The sequence below is a fragment of the Streptomyces sp. WM6378 genome (assembly GCF_001279695.1).
Classification (GTDB): Bacteria; Actinomycetota; Actinomycetes; order Streptomycetales; family Streptomycetaceae; genus Streptomyces.
On the sequence record NZ_LGDD01000328.1, the window covers coordinates 156,043 to 178,690 of the forward strand.

The following is a 22,648-nucleotide window of genomic DNA, read 5'->3' on the forward strand; positions in this document are numbered from 1 at the left end:
CGGCGCGCACCACCATACTGGCCGCCGTCGTTCCGTACGGGGCGGGCCGGAGAAGGCGCGCCCCGTCCCCTTCTACTGCGTCGTCGCACCTGCGCACGTCACTCGCCAAGTCGGGCGGCCTGGCCACCGGGTTGCGCGAATCCACCGATCGTGGCGCAGATCACAGCTGCAACCATCCCGCCGAGCAGGAAGACGTACGACCCGGCCCCGGCGCCGAACACGAAGTCGCCTTCGGGGCGGGAGGCGGTCAGCAGGATGACGGCGACCAGCCAGCCGGCCGCGGGCGCCCCCACTCCGCCCCGGCCGCCCATGAGTTGCGTTCCGGAGTAGAAGAGCCCGACGGCTCCGGCGAGGGACAGTGCGAGACCGCCCGGGAACCAGGCCGTCTGCACGAGCGCCCCGGCGACGCCGACGAGCGCGCCGAGCACGACGAGCAGCAGGTACAGCGCGATGCGCGCGGCGCCGCCGCCCGTCCTCGTGTCATCCATGGCGGTACGTTTACTCACTTGCCCACACCTTCAAACAGGTCGTGCTCGCGCTGCCCGGCGGGAACTCCCGGGACGCCCGCCGCCAATTGGTAGTACTCGGTGGTGAAGATCGGCTGGGCCAGGTGGTTGGAGAGCGCGAAGTAGGGCCCCTGGGCGGTGATCTGGGTCTCGTGCGCGCGCATCGCGGCGCCCTTCGCCGCGGCGTACGCGGTGCCGTCGATCTCGGCCGTGATGTCCGGCTCGTCCACGACGCCCGGTACGTCGTCGATGGCGGCGATGCCGGGGAAGTCCGCGTTGGCGGCGCGCAGCTTGGCGAAGGCCCGCTCCGCGACCGGGCGGGGCACCCGGTTCCAGTAGATCTTCGCGACGGTGTGCGGCTCGCCCAGGTCGCGGCGGTAGCCGGACTCGGCGGCGAGTTCGGCGGCGCGCATCGCGACCCGGTGCGCCTGGATGTGGTCGGGGTGCCCGTAGCCGCCGTCGGGGTCGTAGGTGACGAGGACCTGCGGGCGCACCGAGCGGATCACCTCTACGAGGTACGCGGCCGCGTCGTCCACGTCGGTGTTCCAGAACGCGTCCGCGCGGTGGTTCTGCTCGACGCCCATCATCCCGGAGTCGTGGAAGCGGCCCGGTCCGCCGAGGAACCGGTGGTCGGTGACGCCCAGTTCCTTCATCGCGGCGGCCAGTTCACCGATCCGGTGGGCGCCGAGGCCGCCCTCCTGGTCGGGTGCGAGATGGGCGAGCTCCGGCGGGATGACCTCGCCCTCCTCGCCGAGGGTGCAGGTCACCAGGGTGACGTGCGCGCCTTCGGCGGCGTACTTGGCCATGGTGGCGCCGTTGTTGATCGACTCGTCGTCCGGGTGCGCGTGGACCAGGAGGAGACGGCGGGCGGGGAGTTCCGACATGGGCCCAGCCTACGAGGCCGGGGCCGGGCCGCACCCCCGCCGCCCGGGTTCAGGACAGGCCGCGGGCCCCTTAGAACTTGATCCCGCCGATCATCCCCGCCACGTTGCTGGTCACTTGGCTGATGGTGGGGGCGATGGACGAACTCGCCAGATAGAAGCCGAGCAGCATGCAGACCGCCGCGTGTCCGGCCTTCAGCCCGGATTTCCGGACCAGCAGGAAGACGACGATCGCCAGCAGCACCACCGCCGAAATCGAGAGTGCCACGGCGGTTCACCTCCATCTGTTCCGGTGGTCGGACGGACCCAGCAGTGCGCATACAGCCAGCAGGTTCATACCCACTGAGCGCTACGGATCATAACTTTCCGTGGGAACGCATTGATCGGGGCACGGGCGCACACGGGGCGCACGCGGCTCGCACCTGGGCGGGCCGCACCGGGGGCGGCTAGGTTCCCCTCATGACGACGACCGCATCCAGGCACCCAGAGGACCCCGGGCAGCTCTCGTTCCCCCGGCACTCAGCACGGACCCAGCGCTTCACGCTCGGTGCGCCCCGCGCCTTCACCGTGTCGCCGGACGGCGAGCGGATCGTCTTCCTGCGCTCGCCGTCCGGCACCGATCGCAGCAACCGGCTCTGGGTGCTCGACCTGGTGCGCGGTGGTACGGAGCGGATCGCGGCGGACCCCGGCGCGCTGCTCGGCGGCCGGGGCGAGCAGCTCTCCGCCCAGGAGCGGGCGCGGCGCGAGCGCAGCAGGGAGGGTTCGGCCGGAATCGTCGGGTATGCCACCGACGCGGCCGTCGAACTCGCCGCGTTCGCGCTGTCCGGCCGCCTGTTCACCGCCGAGCTGCGCGCCGGGACCGCCCGCGAGCTGCCGGTGCCGGGCCCGGTGCTCGACCCGCGCCCCTCCCCCGACGGGCGCCACGTGGCCTATGTGGCGCGGGGCGCGCTGCGGGTCGTGGGGGCCGAGGGCGACGACGACCGGGCGCTCGCCGAGCCCGAGTCGCCCGAAGTGACGTACGGGCTCGCCGAGTTCATCGCCGCGGAGGAGATGTCCCGCTCGCGCGGCCACTGGTGGAGCCCCGACTCGGACCGCCTCCTAATCGCCCGTGCGGACGACTCGCCCGTGCGGCGCTGGTGGATCGCGGACCCGGCCAACCCCGGCCAGGAGCCCGTGCGGGTCGCCTATCCGGCGGCGGGCACGCCCAACGCCGAGGTGCGGCTCTTCCTGTACGCGCTGGACGGCACCCGCACCGAGGTCGTCTGGGACCGGGCCCGCCACCCCTATCTCGCCCGGGTCCACTGGTCGCCCGACGGGGCGCCGCTGCTGCTCGTGCAGTCCCGGGACCAGCGCACCCAGCTCCACCTGGCCGTCGACCCCGCGTCGGGCGCGACCCGCACCGTGCATGTCGACGAGGACGCGGACTGGCTGGAACTCCTGCCGGGCGTCCCGGCCTGGGCGCCCGACGGGCGGCTCGTGCGGATCGCCGACGAGGGCGGGGCGCGGGTCCTGGCCGTCGGCGACCGGGCCCTGACCGGCGGGCAGTTGCACGTCAGGGCGGTGCTGGACATCGGCGAGAGCGACGTCCTGATCTCCGCGTCCGCGGGCGTGAAGACCCCTTCGGCGGCCGCCGGTGCTCCCGAGGTCGGCGAGATCCACGTGTACCGGGTCAATGAGCTGGGTACGGAACGCGTCTCGGACGGCGCGGGAGTCCACTCGGCCGTGCGTTCCGGGGCGATCACGGTGCTCAGCTCCGCCCGGCCCGACCGGCCGGGGACGGACGTCAGGGTGCTGCGGGACGGCAAGGAACTGGCCAAGATCGTCTCGTATGCCGCGACTCCCGGCCTCTCGGTGCGGCTTCGGCTGACGGAAGGGGGCGCACAGCGGATCCCGTGCGCCGTTCTGCTCCCGTCCCACTACCGCGAATCCGACGGGCCGCTGCCCGTACTCATGGATCCGTACGGCGGTCCGCACGGACAGCGGGTGGTGGCCGCGCACAACGCGCACCTCACCTCGCAGTGGTTCGCCGACCAGGGCTTCGCGGTGGTCGTCGCCGACGGCCGGGGCACCCCGGGCCGCTCCCCCGCCTGGGAGAAGGCGGTCAAGAACGACTTCACCCTCGTCCTGGACGACCAGGTCGAGGCGCTGCACGGCCTCGCGGGCGCCTATCCCCTGGACCTCGGCCGGGTGGCGATGCGGGGCTGGTCCTTCGGCGGCTATCTGTCCGCGCTCGCCGTGCTGCGGCGGCCCGACGTGTTCCACGCGGGCATCGCGGGCGCGCCGGTGACGGACCTGGAGCTGTACGACACCCACTACACGGAGCGGTACTTGGGGCTCCCGTCCGAGAACCCCGGGGTGTACGACTCCAACTCCCTCGTCAGGAACGGCGAGTTGACGAGCCGGCCGAGCCCGGCCCGTCCGCTGATGGTCATCCACGGCATGGCGGACGACAACGTGGTGGTGGCCCACTCCCTGCGGCTGTCCTCCGCGCTCCTGGCGGCGGGCCACCCCCATGAGGTGCTTCCGCTCACGGGCGTGACGCACATGACCCCGCAGGAGCAGGTCGCCGAGAACCTGCTGCTGCTCCAAGTCGACTTCCTGCGCCGCTCGTTGGGGCTCGGCTAGCCACGGGTGACGGCCGGCCGGGCCGCGAAGAGCGGCCCGGCCGGCCCACGGCACCCGCACGGCCGTACGGTGCTCACCGTGCCATGTCCGTATATCGGCGCCGCGACCGGCATGTTGCCCCCGTGTTACGGAAATTGATGGGCATTTAGCACGAGATTCCGGATAAGCCGGGAGCCTGTCAAGCACGCGTCCGCACCGAAGAATGAAATCTTGCGCCAAGTAAAGCGATGAGTTCATCTCGGCCTGCACCAACCCCTTGACTCGCACCGCCGCACGCATGAATGTTCCGGTCAACAAATGACGCAACAGCGCCGCTGAATCCTTCCTGCGCGGAGGGCAATGCGAAATGTCAAGTTCCACAAGAGCTGCCATGGAGCCATCCGACCCGCTTCCCGGAGAGGGTGACGCCACCGGCCCGGCCGACGGCATCGAAGTAAAGACAAGCGAACTTGTCGGGCGCTCACCCGGGCGTCTCGCGTGGATCCGGTTCAAACGCGACAAGGTCGGAATCCTGTGTGCCTTTACGGTCCTCGGATTCATCCTGGTCGCAGTGGCCGCTCCACTCATCTCCAAGCTGTACGGAAAGGACCCCTACCAGCTGTACGGGCAGGACCGCGGGCTGCTGAACAGCTACGGCATTCCGCTCAAGCCCAACGGCGGGATCGACGGCGACTTCTGGTTCGGCATCGAACCGAAGCTCGGCCGCGACGTGTTCACGCTTTTGATCTACGGCATCCGCACCTCGCTGCTCATCGCCCTCGCGGTCACCACGATCGCGGTGGTCATCGGCGTCCTCATCGGCCTGGTGCAGGGGTATCTGGGCGGCCGGACCGACTACTTCCTCGGCCGGTTCTCGGACCTGATGCTGTCCTTCCCGCAGCAGTTGTTCTTCATCGCCTTCACCCCGGTGATCGTGGCCCTGTTCGTCTCGCCCACCGAGGAGGAGCCCGCCTACGTGCGGGTGGTGGCGCTGATCCTGGTGCAGCTGGTCCTCGGCTGGATGACGATCGGCCGGCTCATCCGGGCCCAGGTCCTTTCGCTGCGCGAGCGCGAGTTCATCGAGGCGGCCCGGCTCAGCGGCGCCTCGGGCTGGCGGATCATCCGCAAGGAGCTGCTGCCCAACATCTGGTCGACCGTGCTCGTACAGGCGACCTTGCTGCTCCCGGTCAACGTCACCGCCGAGGCGGGACTTTCCTACCTCGGCGTCGGGGTCCACAGCCCGACTCCCGACTGGGGCCTGCTCTTCCAGTCCGGGGCCACGTACTACGACTCCGATCTCACCTTCATGTTCTTCCCCGGCATCGCGATGGTCGTCTTCGTCGTCGCGTTCAACCTGCTCGGGGATTCGGTCCGGGACGCTCTCGACCCCAAGACCGTGCGCTGAAGCCGATCATCCTGACAGGCAGGAACTCATGAGAATAAACAAGGCGCGCCAGGTTTCCGCGGTGTTCGCGGTGGGGGCACTGGCGCTGACGGCCGCGTGCAGCAGCGGCGGGGCGAGCGACAACGGCAAGGGCCCGGACACGGGCAAGCAGGCCTCGGTGCAGAACTTCGGCGTGGGCACCAAGGCCGACTCCACAGGACCGGCCGTCGCGGTCGACGGCGCGAAGTCCGGCGGCACCGCCTACAGCCTCGACCAGGCCGGCTTCGACTACCTGGACCCGGGCCAGCAGTACGTGAGCGACCAGCTGTCGGTGCAGTTGCTCTACAACCGCTCGCTGACCGGCTACAAGATCGACCCGAAGACCGGCAAGACGATCGTGGTCGGCGACCTCGCCACCGACACGGGCACGCCCTCCGACGGGTCGAAGACCTGGACGTACACCCTCAAGGACGGGCTGAAGTTCGAGGACGGCACGCCGGTCACCACCAAGGACATCAAGTACGGCATCGAGCGGCTCTTCGCCGACTACGAGACGCAGGGGCCGCAGTACGTCCAGAAGTGGATCTACGGCACCGACTACCGCAAGAAGTACACCGGCCCCTACGACGGCAAGGAGATCCCGGACTCGCTGATCTCGACGCCCGACGACAAGACGATCGTCTTCCACTTCCTCCAGCCGCACGCGGACACCCCGTACGCGATGGCGATGCCCAACATCTCGCCGGTCCCCAAGGCCAAGGACGACAAGCAGAAGTACAACAACCACCCGGTCTCCACCGGCCCGTACAAGATCGCGAGCTATCAGCCGGGCAAGTCGCTGTCCTTCGTGCGCAACACCAACTGGGACCCGAAGACCGACCCGATCCGCAACGCCTATCCCGACAAGTGGGAGTTCCAGCTCGGCATCCAGGAGCCGGGGCTCACCAACCGGCTCGCCGCGGACACCGGCACCGACAAGTACGCCATCAACATGGCGCAGTCGGCGGATCCCTCGAAGATGCAGACGTTGACCTCGGACCCGCAGTACAAGGGCCGGACGGTGAACGAGTACCAGCCCTACGTCGAGGTGTTCAACCTCAACACCAAGCGGATCACCAACCCGAAGGTGCGCCAGGCGCTCCAGTACGCCTTCCCGCTGCAGCAGGTCCAACAGGCCATGGGCGGCGGCGCGCAGGGCGACCTCGGCACCTCGCTGCTCAGCCCGACGGTGTCCGGCTACAAGAAGTTCGACCCGTTCGGCAAGCTCGCCAAGCCCATGGGCGACCCCGACAAGTCCCTCCAGCTCCTGAAGGACGCCGGCGTCACCACCCCGTACAAGATCTCGCTGGCCTACGCGAACACCCCGAAGTGGGACACCGTCACGCTGACCATCCAGAAGGCCCTGGAGAAGGCCGGCTTCAAGGTGGACCGCAAGGCCATCGACACGACCTCGTACTACACGGTGGTCGGCAAGGTGAACACGCCGTACGACATGTACCGGGCGAGCTGGGGCGCGGACTGGCCCAACGGGTCGACGGTCGTGCCGCCCACCATGGACGGGCGCAACCTCGTGGACGGCACCAACAACTACTCGTTCCTGAACGACCCGAAGATCAACTCCGAGATCGACCGCATCAACCAGATCACGGACCTGCCCAAGCAGGCGGCCGCGTGGGAGCAGCTCTCCGAGTACGCGCTCCAGACCGACGCGTCGCAGATTCCGTTCCTCTTCGACAAGTACTACAACCTGTACGGCTCCGGACTCGGCGGCGTCACCTACAACCAGGTCTACGGGACGATCAACCCGAATTCGATCTTCGTGAAGCAGTAGCACGTGCGGCTCGGTTTCCCCGGCCCCGAGGCGGGCCGGGGAAACCGCATAGCGACGGAAGAGTCAGCCGATGTTCCGTTTCCTGGTGCGCCGTGTGCTCGGTGCCATGGTCATCCTGGTCCTGATCAGCATGATCACGTATTTCCTCTTCTTCTTCCTGCCGTCCGACCCGGCGCTGCTCTCCTGCGGAAAGCAGTGTGATCCGCAGAACGTCGCCCTGATCCGCAAGAACCTCGGGCTCAATCTGCCGATCTGGACGCAGTACTGGCACTACATGGTCGGCATTTTCGCCGGCCGTCATATGCCGATCGGCAATTGCCCGGCGCCCTGTTTCGGCTATTCCTTCGCCAATCAGCAGCCGGTCTGGGGCACGATCGCCGACAGTTACCCGACGACGCTGACCCTCGCGGTCGGCGGCGCGGCCGTCTTCCTCACCATCGGCGTCTCGCTCGGCCTGATCTCGGCCTGGCGCCAGGGCACGGTCTTCGACCGGGTCGCCAGCGCCACCTCGCTGCTCGGACAGTCGGTGCAGATCTACTTCATCGGACCGCTCGCGATCCTGTTCTTCTCCACCAAACTGGGCTGGCTCGACCGGGGCCACGACGTGGACTGGGCGCACGACGTCTGGGGCTCGGTCACCGGAATGATCCTGCCCTGCCTCGTCCTCTCGGTGATCTTCTGGTCCAACTACAGCCGCCAGACCCGCTCGTTGATGGTCGAGCAGCTCTCCGAGGACCACATCAGGGCGGCCCGCGCCAAGGGCATGTCGTCCCGTTACGTCTTCATGCGGTACGCGCTGCGGGGCGCGATGGCCACCATCATCACCATCTTCGGCGTGGACCTGAGCGCGGTGCTCGGCGGCGCGATCATCACCGAGGTCACCTTCGGCCTGCACGGCCTCGGGCTGCTCTCGGTGGAAGCGGTGCTCCGCAGCGACCTGCCCCTGGAGATGGCCGTGATGCTCATCGGCGCCTCCCTCATCGTCGTCTGCAACATCGTCGTGGACCTGGCGTACGCCTTCATCGACCCCCGGATCAGGCTCGCCTGACGCCCGCAGACCTTCAGGAGAACCACCTGTGTCCACCCTGAGCCGGACCGCCGCCGAACCGGTCTCCGCACCGGCGTCCTCGTTCCTCTCGGTCCGCGACCTGTACGTCCACTTCGCCACCGAGGACGGCACCGTCAAGGCCGTAGACGGCCTCTCCTTCGATCTGGAACGCGGCTCCACGCTGGGCATCGTCGGCGAGTCGGGCTCCGGCAAGTCGGTGACCAACCTCGCGATCCTGGGTCTTCACAACCCGCGCAACACCACGATCCAGGGCGAGATCCTCCTCGACGGCCAGGAGCTGACCGGCGCCACCGAGCGGCAGCTCAACCGGCTGCGCGGCAAGAAGATGGCGATGATCTTCCAGGATTCGCTGGCCGCGCTCTCGCCGTTCTACACGGTGGGCCGGCAGATCGCCGAGCCCCTCATGAAGCACACCGGCGCCTCCCGCCGCGAGGCGCGGGCGCGGGCCGTGGACATGCTGCGCAAGGTCGGCATCCCCCAGCCCGAGCTGCGTGTCGACGACTATCCGCACCAGTTCTCCGGGGGCATGCGGCAGCGCGCCATGATCGCGATGGCACTGGTCTGCGACCCGGAACTGGTGATCGCGGATGAGCCCACCACCGCGCTCGACGTGACGGTCCAGGCCCAGATCCTGGACCTCCTCAAAGACCTCCAGCAGGAGACCGGCGCGGCGATCATCATCATCACCCACGACCTCGGGGTGATCGCCAAGACCGCCGACCAGGTGATGGTGATGTACGCCGGCCGGTGCGTGGAGCGGGGCACCGTCAAGGAGGTCATGCACCAGCCCCAGCACCCCTACAGCTGGGGGCTGCTCGGCTCGGTACCGCGCCTGGACTCCTCGGTGGAGACCCCGCTGATGCCGATCCCCGGCGCCCCGCCGAGCCTGCTCTCACCGCCGCCGGGCTGCCCCTTCCACCCCCGGTGCGGCTTCACCGGCGAGGTGGCGGACGGGGCCTGCCACACCGTCCGGCCGGATCTCCCCGAGAACCAACGACGTGGCTCCGCTTGTCATTTGACGAGCCATCAGAAAGAGGCCATCTTCACCGAGCAGATCCGCCCCAGGCTGCGCTGACAAGGATGCGGGACATCGCCATGAGTGAGAAAGCCACCAGCGTCGCCGAGCAGCGGGGCAGCGCGCCCGGGTCCGGCGGCACGGGCCCGTTGCTCGAAGTGACCGGCCTCGCCAAGTACTTCCCGATCAACATGGGGTTCCTCTTCAAGCGGCACGTCGGCGATGTGCGCGCCGTGGACGGGATCGACTTCAGCATCGGCCGGGGCGAGACCCTCGGCCTGGTCGGCGAGTCCGGCTGCGGCAAGTCGACCACCGGCCGCCTGGTGACCCGGCTCCTGGAACCCACCGCCGGAAAGGTCGTCTACGCCGGGCAGGACATCACCCACGCCTCCCGCCGGGCCATCGCGCCGATCAGGTCCGAGATCCAGATGATCTTCCAGGACCCGTACGCCTCGCTCAACCCGCGCCAGACGGTCGGCGACATCATCGCCAACCCGATGGAGGTCAACGCCATCAAGCCGCCCGGCGGCGTGGAGCGGCGGGTCCGCGAGCTCCTGGAGACCGTCGGCCTGAACCCGGAGCACTACAACCGCTTCCCGCACGAGTTCTCCGGCGGGCAGCGTCAACGCATCGGCGTGGCACGAGCGCTGGGCCTTGAGCCGAAGCTGATCGTGGCCGACGAGCCGGTCTCGGCGCTCGACGTGTCGATCCAGGCGCAGGTGGTCAACCTGCTCCAGGACCTCCAGCGCGAGCTGGACATCGCGTTCCTCTTCATCGCGCACGACCTGGCGATCGTGCGGCACTTCTCGCAGCGGGTCGCGGTGATGTACCTGGGCCGGATCGTCGAGGTCGGCGACCGCGAGTCCATCTACCGGCGCCCGCGCCACCCGTACACCCACGCCCTGCTCTCGGCGGTGCCGGAGGCCGTGGTGGACGAGGAGGGCGAGGCCCGCGAACGCATCCGGCTCGCCGGGGACGTGCCCTCACCGGTGGACCCGCCGTCGGGCTGCCGCTTCCGCACGCGCTGCTGGAAGGCGCAGGACAGGTGCGCCTCGGAGACTCCCCCGCTGGTACGCATCGGGGGCAACCGGGAGGGACATTTGACGGCATGTCACTTCCCAGAGGAGCCGACGATCACGGCGCGGGACGAGGACGTCGTCCTCGACCCCGCTCTCGCCGCGATCGAGGAGGCGACGGATACGGCCCATTGACCCGAGCCTGAGCCTCCGCTCGGAGTCGAGGCCCGCGCCCGCACACCCCGATTACCGCCGCGGGCGCGGGCTTCGGCGTCAGCCTGCGGACCGTGCCGGGCTGGTCGCGCAGTCGAAGGCGGTTCAGGGGCGCGGGGAACTGCGTAAAAGTCCCCTACCCCAGCCCAGCGTCCGGCGGCACGACCCGCTTCTCCTCCGCGAAGTGGCAGGCCGAGGGATGGTGGGCCGGGCCCTCGGCAAGGCGGAACTCGGCCGGCACCACGAGCAACGGCACCTCCAGAGCGCACCGCTCCTGCGCCTTCCAGCAGCGCGTGCGGAAAGGACAGCCCGACGGCGGGTTCGCGGGCGAGGGCACGTCCCCGGTCAGGATGATGCGCTCGCGGTGCTCGCGCGCGGAGGGGTCGGGGACCGGCACTGCGGAGAGCAGCGCCTGGGTGTAGGGGTGGGTGGGGTGGTCGTAGATCTGCTCGTCGCGGCCGATCTCGACGATCCGGCCGAGGTACATCACGCCGACCCGGTCGGAGATGTGCCGCACGATGGACAGGTCGTGGGCGATGAAGACGTACGAGAGGGAGAACTCGTTCTGGAGGCGGTCCAGGAGGTTGACGACCTGCGCCTGCACCGAGACGTCGAGCGCGGAGACCGGCTCGTCCGCGACGATGATCTCGGGCCGGAGCGCCAACCCCCGTGCGATGCCGATGCGTTGACGCTGGCCGCCGCTGAACTGGTGGGGGTAGCGGTTGATGTACTCCGGGTTGAGCCCGACCACGTCGAGCAGATCCTGGACCTTCTGCCGGCGGCTCCCCTTCGGCGCGACCTCGGGGTGGATCTCGTACGGCTCCCCGATGATGTCGCCGACGGTCATGCGCGGATTGAGGGAGGTGTACGGGTCCTGGAAGACCATCTGGATGTTGCGGCGGACCGCCTTCAGGGCCCGCCCGGACATCCGCGTGATGTCCTCGCCCTTGTACTTGATCTGCCCGGCCGTCGGGCGTTCCAGGTTGACCAGCATCTTGGCGACCGTCGACTTGCCGCAGCCGGACTCGCCGACGATGCCGAGCGTCTCGCCGGCCGCCAGGTCGAAGGAGACCCCGTCGACCGCCTTGACCGCGCCGATCTGCTTCTTGAAGAGGATGCCCTGGGTCAGCGGATAGTGCTTGACCAGGTCCCTGACCTCCAGAATGGCCTCAGCCATCGAGGGTCTCCTTCCAGAAGAAGCACGCGCTCTGCCGGTCGGCGGCCACGTCGAACAGCGGCGGCACATCGGTGCGGCAGACGTCCTGGGCCATCGGGCAGCGCGGGTTGAAGGCGCAGCCCGGCGGGATGTGCATCAGGTTGGGCGGCAGGCCCTTGATCGCGTACAGCTCCCGGCCCTTCTGGTCCAGGCGCGGGATCGATTCGAGCAGCCCCTTGGTGTACGGGTGCGCGGGCTTCTTGTAGATCTCGTGCACCGGGGCCTGCTCGACGATGCGGCCCGCGTACATCACCGCGATCTTGTCGGCGACGTCGGCGACGACACCCAGGTCGTGGGTGATCAGGATGAGCCCCATGTTCAGCTCGCGCTGCAACTCGGCCAGGAGGTCCATGACTTGAGCCTGGACGGTGACGTCGAGGGCGGTGGTCGGCTCGTCCGCGATGATCAGCGAGGGTTCGAGTGCCATCGCCATCGCGATCATGATGCGCTGACGCATGCCGCCGGAGAACTGGTGGGGGTACTGGCCGACCCGCTCCTTGGCGGCCGGGATGCGCACCCGGTCCATCAGCTCGACGGCCTTGGCCTTGCCGTCCTTCCTGGACATGCCCCGGTGGACGGTGAACATCTCCGAGAGCTGGTCGCCCACGCTGAGCACCGGGTTCAGGGAGGACAGCGCGTCCTGGAAGATCATGGCCATCTCGGAGCCGCGGATCTTGCGCCGCTCGTCCTCCTTGAGCTTCAGGAGGTCCTTGCCCTGGAAGAGGATCTCGCCGCCTGCGATGCGTCCGGGCGGCATGTCGAGGATGCCCATCACGGCCTGCGCGGTGACGGACTTGCCGGAGCCGGACTCGCCGAGCACGGCGAGCGTCTCGCCCGCGTCCACCGAGTAGTTGACCCCGTTGACGGCCTTGGCGACCCCGTCCCGCGTCTTGAACTCCACCTGGAGATCACGTACTTCGAGCAGCATGACCTGGCTCCTCAACGCAGCTTGGGGTCGAGGGCGTCGCGCACCGCGTCGCCGAGCATGATGAACGCGAGCACTGTGACCGCAAGCGCCCCGGCCGGCCAGAGCAGCATGTGCGGGGCGTTGCGGATGTACTGGGAGGCGGCCGAGATGTCGATGCCCCAGGAGACGGTGGGCGGCTTGAGGCCGACGCCGAGGTAGGACAGCGTCGCTTCGAGCGCGATGTACGTACCGAGTGCGATGGTCGCCACGACGATGACCGGGGCCACCGCGTTGGGCGCGATGTGGCGGAGCAGCATGCGGGAGTTGGAGGCGCCGAGCGCGCGGGCCGCCTGGACGTAGTCGTTCTGTTTGGCGGTGATGACGGAGCCGCGGGCGATGCGGGCGATCTGCGGCCAGCCGAGCAGGATCATGAAGCCGATGACCGGCCAGACGGTGGCGGAGGTGACCACCGACAGGAAGACCAGGCCGCCGAGGACGACGGGGATGCCGAAGAAGATGTCGGTGACGCGGGACAGCAGCGCGTCCCAGCCGCCGCCGAAGAACCCGGCGAGCCCGCCGACGAACGAGCCGAACAGGGCGACGCCGACGGTGGTGCACACGCCGACGGTGACCGACGTGCGGGCGCCGTAGACGGTCCGCGTGTAGACGTCGCAGCCCTGCCCGTTGTAGCCGAAGGGGTGTCCTGGCTGGGAGCCCTCCTGCGCCTTGGCGAGGTCGCACTGGAGCGGGTTGCCGTCGGCGATCAGCGAGGGCCACAGCGAGATGACGACCAGGAAGAGGATGACCAGGCCAGAGATGATGAAGACGGGGTTGCGGCGCAAGTCGCGCCAGGCGTCCGACCACAGCGAACGCGGCTTCTCGGAGGGGCCCGTGCCCAGCGGCCCGCCCGGCGTCTTCTCCAGCGTGATTGCCTCACTCGCCGCGAGGTCCATCGCCCCGCCCGCCCCCGTCCCGGCGATCGCTCCGTCGTCGTAGGGCTCAGGCATAGCGGATCCTCGGGTCGAGTACGGCGTACAGAAGGTCGACGATGAGGTTGGCGATCAGGAAGACCAGGACGAGCACGGTCACGAAGCCGACCACGGTCTGGGTGCTCTGGCGCAGGATGCCCTGGTAGAGCTGGTAGCCGACGCCGTGGATGTTGAAGATCCGCTCGGTGACGATCGCGCCGCCCATCAGCGCGCCGACGTCCGTGCCGATGAAGGTGACGACGGGGATCAGCGAGTTGCGCAGCAGGTGCTTGGTGATCACCCGGCGCCTGGGCAGGCCCTTGGCGACGGCGGTGCGGACGTAGTCGGCGCGCGAGTTCTCGGCGATCGAGGTCCGGGTGAGCCGGGTGACGTAGGCCAGCGAGACGGACGCCAGCACGAGGCCCGGGATGAGGAGTTCGTTGAACGGGGCCTCCGGCGAGACCGTGGGTTTGATGACCCCCCATTCGACGCCGAGCAGCAACTGGAGCAGCAGGCCCGTGACGAAGACGGGGATGGCGATGACGATGAGGGTCAGCATCAGGACGACGGTGTCGACGGGCCGCCCGCGCCGCAGCCCCGTGACCACGCCGAGGCTGATCCCGATGACGATCTCGAAGAGGATCGCCACGATGGTCAGCCGGATGGTGACGGGGAAGGCGGCGGACATCAGCTCGGTGACCTTCTGCCCGTTGAACGCGGTCCCGAAGTCGCCGGTGAACACGTTCCCCATGTACGTCAGGTACTGCTGCCACACCGGCTTGTCGAGGCCGAACTCCTTCTTGAGCTGGGCGGCGGTGGCGGGGTCGCAGGCCTTGTCGCCGCACAGGCCGGCGATCGGGTCCCCCATCACGTTCACCATCAGGAAGATCAGCAGCGTGGCCCCGAAGAAGACCGGGATCATCTGGAGCAGACGCCGGATCACATACCGTCCCATGAGGCCCTCCGCGGGTCGTCGGAACTCTCAACGGGCAGTGCCCGGCGTGGAGTTGAGCACGCCGGGCCGTGCGCCCTACGGCATCAGCCGACCTTGATCTGGTCGTAGACCGGGACGCTGAAGGGGTTCAGCGAGACGTTGGAGATCCGGGTCGAGTAGCCCGCGCTGCCGTTCTGGTACCAGAGCGGGATGGCCGCCATCTGGTCCCGTACGACGCCTTCGGCCTGCTGGAAGTCGGCGACCGCTTTCGCCTTGTCGGTGTCGGCGTTGGCCTGGTCGACCAGCTTGTCGAACTCGGCGTTGGACCACTTGCCGTCGTTGGAGGAGGCGCCGGTGTAGTACAGCGGCTGGAGGAAGTTCTGGATCAGCGGGTAGTCCATCTGCCAGCCCGCCCGGAAGGGGCCGGACATCTTGGACTGGGTGATCTGGCTGCGGAAGTCGGCGAAGGTGCCGACCGGCCCGCCGACGCACGCCTTGTCGTTGCCCAGCGCGTTGTTGATGCTGTTGCAGACGGCGTCGACCCATTCCTTGTGCGAGCCGGTGTCCGCGTTGTACGAGATCTTCAGCTGCCCGCCGGGGATGCCGCCGCCCTCGGTGATGAGCTTCTTGGCCTCGGTGGGGTTGTAGGTGCAGCCGTCCCCGCAGAGCCCGGCCTTGTAGCCGCCGGCGTCGCCGAGCACCGGCGAGGTCCAGTCGGTGGCGGGGGTGCGGGTCTTCTGGAAGATGGTGTCGGTGATCTGCTGCCGGTTGATCGCCATGGAGATGCCCTTGCGGACCTTGACCGCGTTCGGGGTGTTCCAGACGGCGTCGTAGTACGGGAAGGCGAGCGTCTGGATGATGCCGGCCGGGGTGTTGATGTACCGGTCGCCGAGGTCGGCCTTCACGTTCTTGAGCTGGGAGGCGGGCACGTCGTCGACGAGGTCGAGGTTGCCGGCCGTCAGGTCGGTGTAGGCGGTGTTGTTGTCGGTGTAGACCTTGAGGTCGATGCCGCCGTTCTGCGCCTTGTCCGCGCCCATGTACCCGGCCCACTTGCGCATCGACAGCTTGGAGCCCTTGGTGTACGAGTCCACCGTGTACGGGCCGTTGCCGACGGGCTTGGACAGCCAGGCCGCGTGGTTGTCGAAGAAGGCCCTGGGCAGCGGCGCGAACGCGGGATAGCCGAGGGTGTCGGGCCAGGTGGAGAACTTCTGGTTGAGCTTGACCGTGAAGGTCTTGTCGTCGACGACCTTCAGGCCGGACATGGTGTCGGCGGCCGGGGACCCGGTCTTGGGGTGGATCTGGGCGTACCCGTCGATGTAGGAGAACATCGACGCGTTCTTCTGATTGTTCTTCAGGTTGGCGCCGTAGTTCCAGGCGTCCACGAAGGACTTGGCGGTGACCTTCTCGCCGTTGGAGAACGTCCAGCCGTCCTTGAGGGTGACCTTGAAGTTCTCCGAGTCGGTCGTCTCGATCTTGTCGGCGAGCATGTCCTTGGCCTCGCCGGTCTTCGGGTCGTACCGCTTGAGACCGCGCATCAGCATGTCGAGGACCTTGCCGCCCTGCACCTCGTTGGTGTTGGCCGGCTCCAGCGGGTTCTGCGGGTCGCCCCAGGAGGAGCTGACGATCCCGGCCGCGCCACCACCGCCACCGCTCCCTCCGCCACCGCAGGCCGTCGCCGCGAGGGCGACGACCACCGCACCTGCGGCCCACTTGGCGTGCGTGGCTCCGCGCATGGAGTCCTCCTAGAGTCCCGCTTGAGTCCCAAGTCCCACTTAGGCCCAAATATCACCCCAGAAGCGCGGATACCGCACCTTCACCAGCGCCGTATGGGCGCACAAACGGGTGGGCCCGCGATTCCGAAGAGGAACCGCGGGCCCACCCGTATGTGAACCTGTCAGGCCGCGCCGACGACGTCCTTCTCCTCGGCGAAGTGGCAGGCCGACTCGTGCGCCACCGGGCTGTCCAGACCCTGGAAGCGCTCCGGGATCGCGAGCAGCGGGACCTCGGTCGAGCAGCGGTCCTCCGCCTTCCAGCAGCGGGTGCGGAAGCGGCAGCCCGACGGCGGGTTGGCGGGCGAGGGGACGTCACCGGTGAGGATGATCCGCTCGCGGTGCTCGCGCGCGTCCGGGTCGGGGACCGGGACGGCGGAGAGCAGCGCCTGGGTGTAGGGGTGCGTCGGGTGCTCGTAGATCTGCTGGTCGGTGCCGATCTCGGCCATCTTGCCGAGGTACATGACGCCGACCCGGTCGGAGATGTGCCGAACGATCGACAGGTCGTGCGCGATGAACACGTACGACAGGTTGAACTCGTTCTGCAGCTTCTCCATCAGGTTGATGACCTGGGCCTGGACGGACACGTCCAGGGCGGAGACCGGCTCGTCGCAGATGATGATCTCGGGGTTCAGCGCGAGGCCGCGGGCGATGCCGATGCGCTGGCGCTGACCGCCGGAGAACTGGTGCGGGTACCGGTTGATGTACTCCGGGTTCAGACCCACGACGTCCAGGAGCTCCTGGACCTTGCGCCGCCGGTCGCCCTTGGGAGCCACCTCGGGGTGGATCTCGTACGGCTCCCCGATGATGTCGCCGACCGTCATGCGCGGGTTCAGCGAGGTGTACGGGTCCTGGAACACCATCTGGATGTTGCGGCGCACGGCCTTCAGGGCGCGCCCGGACAGCTTGGTGATGTCCTGGCCCTTGTAGAAGACCTCGCCGGCGGTCGCCCGCTCCAGCGTCATCAGGAGCCTGGCGACGGTGGACTTGCCACAGCCGGACTCGCCGACGATGCCCAGGGTCTCGCCCTGGTACAGGTCGAAGGAGATCCCGTCGACGGCCTTGACCGCGCCGACCTGCTTGCGGAACAGGATGCCGCTGGTCAGCGGGAAGTGCTTGACCAGATTGCGGACCTGGAGGATCGGCTCGCCCCGGTCGACCGGAGCGTCGAGGATCGCCTCGACCTCGGTGGTCGTGGAGGCGTCCACCTTGACGACGTCGGTGACGTTGGGGGTGGCGTCCACGGCCTCGTCCTTCTTGTCGAGCTCAGCCATGGATCGTCTCCTTCCAGAAGTGGCAGGCGCTGCCGCGGCCGACCAGGTCGGTGCCGTCCTGCTCGGTGACCGGCAGCAGGGCCGGGACCTCGGTACGGCAGATGTCCTGCGCCTGGGGGCAGCGCGGGTTGAACGCGCAACCGGCCGGGATCTTCAGGAGGTTGGGCGGCAGGCCCTTGATCGCGTAGAGCTCCTGGCCCTTCTGGTCCAGGCGCGGGATCGAGGCGAGCAGTCCCTTGGTGTACGGGTGCGCGGGGCGCTTGTAGATCTCGTGCACCGGGGCCTGCTCGACGATCCGGCCCGCGTACATCACGGCGATCTTGTCCGCGACGTCGGCGACCACGCCGAGGTCGTGGGTGATCAGGATCAGGCCCATGTTGTACTCGCGCTGGAGCTCCGCGAGCAGGTCCATGACCTGGGCCTGGACGGTCACGTCGAGCGCGGTGGTCGGCTCGTCCGCGATGATCAGGTCCGGCTCCAGGGCGAGCGCCATGGCGATCATGATGCGCTGGCGCATGCCGCCGGAGAACTGGTGGGGGTAGTCGGTGACCCGGGCCTTGGCGGCCGGGATCTTGACCTTGTCCATCAGCTCGATGGCCTTGAGCTTGGCGTCCTTGCGGGACAGGCCCTGGTGCACCTGGAACATCTCGCCGAGCTGGTAGCCGACGTTGAGGACCGGGTTGAGCGCGGAGAGCGCGTCCTGGAAGATCATCGCGATCTTCTGGCCACGGATCTTGCGGCGCTCCTCGTTGGACATCTTGAGCATGTCCTGGCCGTGGAAGAGGATCTCGCCCTGCGGGATCCTCCCCGGCGGCATGTCGAGGATGCCCATGATGGCCTGGGCGGTCACGGACTTGCCGGAGCCGGACTCGCCGAGCACGGCGAGCGTCTCGCCCGCGTTCACCGAGTAGTTGACACCGTTGACCGCCTTGGCCACACCCTCCCGGGTGTGGAACTCCACGTGCAGGTCACGGACTTCGAGCAGCGCGCCGGACTCGTCCCCGGAGGGACGCTGTGCCGGGACGTTGAGGGTCTTGTCGATAGTGGTCACGTCGTACGCCCTCCTCAGCGCAGCTTGGGGTCGAGGGCGTCGCGCACCGCGTCGCCGAGCATGATGAACGCGAGAACGGTGAGGCTCAGCATGCCCGCGGGGAAGAACAGTGCGTGCGGGGCCGTGCGGATCACGCGCTGGGCCGACGAGATGTCGATGCCCCAGCTGATCGTCGGGTCCTGGAGACCGATGCCGAGGTAGCTCAGCGTCGCCTCGGCGCCGATGTAGCCGCCGAGCGCGATCGTGGCGACCACGATCACAGGGGCGACCGCGTTCGGCAGGATGTGCCGGAGCATGATCCGGAACGTGCCGGCGCCGAGCGCCCGGGCCGCGGTGACGTAGTCGGCGGCCTTGGCGGTGATGACGGCGCCGCGCATGACGCGGGTCATCTGCGTCCAGCCGAGCACCGCGAGGGCGAACACCACGGTCCACACGGTGCGGTTGGTGAACGCGTTGAGGATCACCAGCGAACCGAGCAGCAGCGGGATGCCGAAGAAGATGTCGGTGATGCGCGAGACCAGCGTGTCGACCCAGCCACCGAAGTAGCCGGCCACCATGCCGGTGATGCCGCCGACGATGGTGACCGCGGCGGTCACGCAGATGCCGACGGTGATCGAGGCCCGGGCGCCGTAGAGCGTACGGGCGTAGATGCTGCGGCCCTGACCGTCGTAGCCGAACCAGTCGGGCTGGAACAGGTGACCCCAGTTGGGGGTGGTCAGGTAGTGGTTGCGCAGGTCACCGGCGCGCGGGTCCACCGAGGTGAACAGGCTCGGCGCGATGGAGATCGCGATCAGCAGCACGATGAGCAGTGCCGAGAGGATGAAGACCGGGCGGCGGCGCAGGTCGCCCCATGCGTCCGACCAGAGGCTGCGCGGCTTGTCGACCTGGTCCACCGGGGCGTTTACGGCCGACGATCCGGGGGCGGAGGTCTTCTCGATGGTGTCAGGCATACCGGATCCTCGGGTCCAGGACCGCGTAGAGCAGGTCGACGATCAGGCTGGAGAGGAGGTAGACGACGACCAGGACGGTCACGAAACCGACCACCGTCGCACCTTCCTTGCCGTTGATGGCGCGGTAGAGCGCGTTTCCGACACCCTGCACGTTGAAGATTCCCTCGGTGACGATCGCGCCGCCCATCAGGGCGCCGAGGTCGGTTCCGAGGAAGGTCACCACCGGGATCAGCGAGTTGCGCAGCAGGTGGCGGGTGATGATGCGGCGCTTGGGCAGGCCCTTGGCGACGGCGGTGCGGATGTAGTCCGCGCGCAGGTTCTCGACGATCGAGGTGCGCGAGAGCCGCGCCACGTACGCGAGCGAAAGGGAGCCGAGCACGATGGCCGGCAGCATCAACTCGCCCAGGTTCATGGAGTCCTGGACCGTCGGCTTCACCCATCCGAGGCCGTCGGCGAAGATCGCCTGGCAGACGTAGGCCAGGACGAAGATCGGCACGGAGATCACCAGCAGGGTGATCACCAGGACGAGCTTGTCCATGAGCTTGTTGCGGCGCAGGCCCGAGAGGACACCGAGCAGCACGCCGAGGACGAGCTCGATGGAGAACGCCATGAGCGCGAGCCGGACGGTCACCGGCAGGGCCTCGCCCATCACGTCGGTGACCTTGCGGCCCGACATGGTCATGCCGAAGTCGAAGTGGGCCAGGTTGGAGATGTAGTCCCAGTACTGCTTCCACAGCGGCTGGTCCAGGCCCAGTTGGTGCTTGATGGCGGCGAGCTGGGCGGGGTCCGCCGCCTTGTCGCCCCACATGGCTCTGACGGGGTCGCCCGGCAGGGCGTACACCATCAGGAAGATGAGCAGGGTCGTCCCGAGGAATACCGGGATCATCTGGAGCAGTCGCCTCGCGACATAACGCCCCATGGTGCCTCCATAGATGGGTCGGCGCGACGGCGGCCGGACAGCTCCCCCCAAAGGTAGGGGGGAGCGTCCGGCCGCGTCTTCACTGTGCCTGCTCCGCGATCGCGGAGCTTGGGGGTGGGCCGGATGCCGACCTGGTTACTTCTTCTTGACCTCGACCTGCGTGAACACCGGGTCGCCGAAGGAGTCGTACTTGACGTTCTGGACGTTGTTCGACCAGCCCGCGTTGGTCTTGTAGTACCAGAGCGGGATGGACGGCATGTCCTTGGCGAGCACGCCCTCGGCCTGCTGGTACAGGGCCACGGTCTGGTCGACGCTGGTCGCCTTGTCGGCGGCCTGGGAGAACTTGTCGAACTCCGGGCTGGAGTAGACCGAGTCGTTCGCCGAGGCGCCGGTGCCGTAGATGTCCCGCAGGAAGTTGGCGTTCAGCGGGTAGTCCTGCTGCCACGCCGACCGCATGATGCTGGTGACCTTGTGACCGTCGATCAGGTCACGGGCGGTCTTGAAGTCGGGCTTCGGGTCGCCGGTGCACTCGACGCCGGTGGCCTGGCGGATGGAGTTGCAGACCGCGTCCACCCACTCCTTGTGACCACCGTCGGCGTTGTAGAGGATGGTGACCTTGTTGTTCGGGACGCCGTGGCCCTCGGCGATCAGCTGCTTGGCCTTGGCCGGGTTGTACGTGCAGGCCTCGCCACAGGCGCCCTGCTTGTAGCCGGCGACACCCGGGGCGACCCAGCTGTCGGCGGGCTGACGCGAACCCTGCAGCACCGTCTTGGTGATGGTGTCGCGGTCGATCGCCATCGACAGACCCTGGCGGACCTTGGCCTTCTCCGGGGCCTTCCAGTCCGGCGAGTACATGGCGAAGGCGATGGAGGTGATGCCACCCATCGGCTGGTCGACGGCACGGTCGCCGAGGTCCGCCTTGTACTTCGGGAGGTCGGTCGGGTCGACCTGGTCGAGCACGTCCAGGGTGTCCGAGGTGAGCTCCTTGTAGGCAGCCTCGGCCTGGGTGTAGTTCTTGAAGACGATGCCGCCGTTCTTCGGCTTGTCCTCGCCCTTGTAGTTGGCGTACGTCTTCAGCGTGACGGCCTTGTTGTGCTCCCAGCTGACGAACTGGTAAGGGCCGTTGCCGATGGGGGCCTCGCCGTACTTCTTCGGGTCGGTGAAGAAGACCTTCGGCAGCGGCGAGAAGGCGGTGTAGCCGAGCTTGTACGGGAAGTACGAAACCGGCGCGACCAGGTCGATCTGGATCGTCTTGTCGTCGATCGCCTTCAGACCGGACATCTTGTCGGTCGTCGGGTCGCCCTTGCCCTTCTCGGGGTGGACGTCGGTGTAACCGGCGATGTCCGAGAACCAGTTGGAGTTGACCTGGTTGTTCTTGGTGTTGGCCGACCAGTTCCACGAGTCCACGAAGGACGAGGCGGTCACCGGGGTGCCGTCGTGGAAGGTCCAGCCGGTCTTGATGGTGATCTTGTAGTGCTGGGAGTCAGTGGTCTCGATCTTCTCGGCCATCTGGTTCCGCAGCTTGCCCGTCGCCGGGTCGTAGTCCGTCAGCCCGCGGAACAGGTTCTTGACGATACGGCCGCCGCCGACCTCCATCGCATTGGCCGGCTGCAACGGGTGCTGCGGCTCGCTGCTCTGGTAGCTGTAGACGCCGTTGGCGTCCACCGCGGCCGATCCGGAGCCCTTGCTGCCGCCGCCACCGCAAGCGGTGACGCCCAGGGCGATGATTGCCGCTCCCGCGACCCACTTGGCGCTCGTAGCACCACGCATGGGTTTCCTCCTCATGAGTCCACTTGTCACTACAAGAGGGGTACTTCTACGCGCGCTGACACCCCTGACAGCGCTGTGACGTCAAGTACCCCGAGTGTGCTCGTGAGTCGGCACTCCCCACAGTGCGTGACCCATTGACCCGAGCTCAATGGAGCCAACTATTAAGTACGGCCGGGCTGTAAACCACACTTAAAGGGTCTCGTTTTGACAACATCGGTACCGGTCAACAGCCCGAAATCCGGACAAAATGAGCACAGACAGACACCCCCGAAACGGACCGTTAATACATCTTCCGGAGAGCGACGGTCGATATCCGAACAGCGTGCCCGTTAAAACAACTTGACCGTAGAGGGCCGCACCCGCCGTTCACG

At 67.9% G+C, this 22,648-nt stretch carries 19 protein-coding genes; 6 read left to right on the top strand and 13 right to left on the bottom strand.

The genetic code is table 11. The features are described 5' to 3' along the window. Positions 1-98: 98 nt before the first annotated feature. The 3 genes from ADK54_RS35780 to ADK54_RS35790 form a co-directional block, all read right to left on the bottom strand. Complete coding sequence (locus tag ADK54_RS35780; protein WP_053729967.1) at positions 99-488, bottom strand: DUF6113 family protein; 390 nt, start codon at positions 486-488, stop codon at positions 99-101. Between the two features lie 14 nt (positions 489-502). Beyond that, positions 503-1,390 (bottom strand): N-acetyl-1-D-myo-inositol-2-amino-2-deoxy-alpha-D-glucopyranoside deacetylase, encoded by an 888-nt coding sequence (gene mshB, locus ADK54_RS35785; protein WP_053729968.1) that lies wholly within the window; start codon positions 1,388-1,390, stop codon positions 503-505. A gap of 70 nt (positions 1,391-1,460) precedes the next feature. Next, complete coding sequence (locus ADK54_RS35790) at positions 1,461-1,655, bottom strand: DUF2304 family protein (protein WP_053729969.1); 195 nt, start codon at positions 1,653-1,655, stop codon at positions 1,461-1,463. A gap of 191 nt (positions 1,656-1,846) precedes the next feature. Between ADK54_RS35790 and ADK54_RS35795 the strand changes: the two genes are divergently transcribed. From ADK54_RS35795 to ADK54_RS35820, 6 genes are all read left to right on the top strand, one after another. Then, positions 1,847-4,012 carry a S9 family peptidase gene (locus ADK54_RS35795; protein ID WP_053729970.1) on the top strand — a complete coding sequence of 722 codons (2,166 nt, stop codon included), beginning with the start codon at positions 1,847-1,849 and terminating at the stop codon, positions 4,010-4,012. 346 nt (positions 4,013-4,358) lie between these two features. Further along, positions 4,359-5,396, top strand: a complete 1,038-nt coding sequence (locus ADK54_RS35800; protein ID WP_053729971.1) for an ABC transporter permease — start codon at positions 4,359-4,361, stop codon at positions 5,394-5,396. Between the two features lie 28 nt (positions 5,397-5,424). Next, complete coding sequence (locus ADK54_RS35805; protein ID WP_053729972.1) at positions 5,425-7,206, top strand: ABC transporter substrate-binding protein; 1,782 nt, start codon at positions 5,425-5,427, stop codon at positions 7,204-7,206. A gap of 70 nt (positions 7,207-7,276) precedes the next feature. After that, positions 7,277-8,254, top strand: a complete 978-nt coding sequence (locus tag ADK54_RS35810; RefSeq protein ID WP_053729973.1) for an ABC transporter permease — start codon at positions 7,277-7,279, stop codon at positions 8,252-8,254. A 28-nt stretch (positions 8,255-8,282) separates the two neighbouring features. Then, on the top strand, positions 8,283-9,350 hold the full coding sequence (locus tag ADK54_RS35815; RefSeq protein WP_053729974.1) for an ABC transporter ATP-binding protein: 1,068 nt from the start codon (positions 8,283-8,285) through the stop codon (positions 9,348-9,350). 20 nt (positions 9,351-9,370) lie between these two features. Further along, positions 9,371-10,501 (top strand): ABC transporter ATP-binding protein, encoded by a 1,131-nt coding sequence (locus ADK54_RS35820; protein ID WP_053729975.1) that lies wholly within the window; start codon positions 9,371-9,373, stop codon positions 10,499-10,501. Positions 10,502-10,655: 154 nt separating this feature from the next. On the opposite strand, the gene ADK54_RS35825 is transcribed toward ADK54_RS35820, so the two are convergent. From ADK54_RS35825 to ADK54_RS35870, 10 genes are all read right to left on the bottom strand, one after another. Next, positions 10,656-11,696 (bottom strand): ABC transporter ATP-binding protein, encoded by a 1,041-nt coding sequence (locus ADK54_RS35825; RefSeq protein WP_053729976.1) that lies wholly within the window; start codon positions 11,694-11,696, stop codon positions 10,656-10,658. Continuing rightward, positions 11,689-12,663, bottom strand: a complete 975-nt coding sequence (locus tag ADK54_RS35830; RefSeq protein ID WP_053729977.1) for an ABC transporter ATP-binding protein — start codon at positions 12,661-12,663, stop codon at positions 11,689-11,691. The genes ADK54_RS35825 and ADK54_RS35830 overlap by 8 nt, the downstream gene beginning before the upstream one ends. Positions 12,664-12,674: 11 nt before the next feature. After that, positions 12,675-13,649, bottom strand: a complete 975-nt coding sequence (locus ADK54_RS35835; protein ID WP_053729978.1) for an ABC transporter permease — start codon at positions 13,647-13,649, stop codon at positions 12,675-12,677. Further along, entirely contained in the window at positions 13,642-14,565 is a 924-nt protein-coding gene (locus ADK54_RS35840; RefSeq protein WP_053729979.1) for an ABC transporter permease, read from the bottom strand. Before ADK54_RS35840 ends, ADK54_RS35835 begins: the two co-directional genes overlap by 8 nt. A gap of 83 nt (positions 14,566-14,648) precedes the next feature. Then, positions 14,649-16,277: a peptide ABC transporter substrate-binding protein gene (locus ADK54_RS35845; RefSeq protein WP_053729980.1), complete on the bottom strand. Its 1,629-nt coding sequence runs from the start codon at positions 16,275-16,277 to the stop codon at positions 14,649-14,651. A 161-nt stretch (positions 16,278-16,438) separates the two neighbouring features. Next, positions 16,439-17,587 (bottom strand): ABC transporter ATP-binding protein, encoded by a 1,149-nt coding sequence (locus ADK54_RS35850; protein WP_053729981.1) that lies wholly within the window; start codon positions 17,585-17,587, stop codon positions 16,439-16,441. Beyond that, positions 17,580-18,638 (bottom strand): ABC transporter ATP-binding protein, encoded by a 1,059-nt coding sequence (locus ADK54_RS35855; RefSeq protein WP_053729982.1) that lies wholly within the window; start codon positions 18,636-18,638, stop codon positions 17,580-17,582. The genes ADK54_RS35850 and ADK54_RS35855 overlap by 8 nt, the downstream gene beginning before the upstream one ends. Before the next feature lie 14 nt (positions 18,639-18,652). Next, positions 18,653-19,588, bottom strand: coding sequence for an ABC transporter permease (locus tag ADK54_RS35860; RefSeq protein WP_053729983.1), 936 nt, complete (start codon positions 19,586-19,588; stop codon positions 18,653-18,655). Then, a complete protein-coding gene (locus ADK54_RS35865; protein WP_053729984.1) occupies positions 19,581-20,507 on the bottom strand; it encodes an ABC transporter permease in 927 nt (308 codons plus the stop codon). Before ADK54_RS35865 ends, ADK54_RS35860 begins: the two co-directional genes overlap by 8 nt. 135 nt (positions 20,508-20,642) lie before the next feature. Further along, on the bottom strand, positions 20,643-22,277 hold the full coding sequence (locus ADK54_RS35870) for a peptide ABC transporter substrate-binding protein (RefSeq protein WP_053729985.1): 1,635 nt from the start codon (positions 22,275-22,277) through the stop codon (positions 20,643-20,645). Positions 22,278-22,648: the final 371 nt, after the last annotated feature.